The sequence below is a fragment of the Maribellus luteus genome (genome assembly GCF_003576475.1).
Lineage (GTDB): Bacteria > Bacteroidota > Bacteroidia > Bacteroidales > Prolixibacteraceae > Draconibacterium > Draconibacterium luteum.
On the sequence record NZ_QWGR01000279.1, the window covers coordinates 1 to 521 of the forward strand.

Below are 521 nucleotides of genomic sequence, written 5' to 3' on the forward strand. Positions count from 1 at the left end.
AGACACCGAGTTCCGTCTCGTCTGCGGCAGGGACATAGAGCCCCGATTGCGCCATCAGCTGAAGCAGGCCGATCGTCTTGAGCGTCACCGTCTTACCACCGGTGTTCGGACCGGTGATGACGAGAGAGGTGAACTCTCCGCCAAGCGAGACCGTGATCGGTACGACTGCCTCGTCCGGGATGAATGGATGGCGCGCTTCCTTCAGGATGATTCGGCGCTCATCGTTGAGGAGAGGTGCGACGGCACGAAGGGCATGTCCGTAGAGTGCCTTCGCCATGATGAAATCGAGCTCTGCGAGTGCGTCGAGATTCGCTCGCAGTGCTTCACCGACCGAACCGACGATGGCCGACAGCTCTGCGAGAATCCGCTCGATCTCAGCCCGCTCTTTCAGACGGGCCTCCTGAATCTCGTTGTTCGTCGTCACGACCGCCTGCGGCTCGATGAAGAGCGTCGCGCCGGACGCCGACTGATCATGGACGATCCCGCCGAACGCTTGCCGGTATTCCTGCTTGACCGGAACG

At 61.2% G+C, this 521-nt stretch carries 1 protein-coding gene; it reads right to left on the reverse strand.

Annotated features, from left to right (window positions below; genetic code table 11):
• A partial coding sequence (locus D1614_RS25080; protein WP_438268365.1) for a MutS-related protein occupies window positions 1-521 on the reverse strand: 521 nt, incomplete at both ends.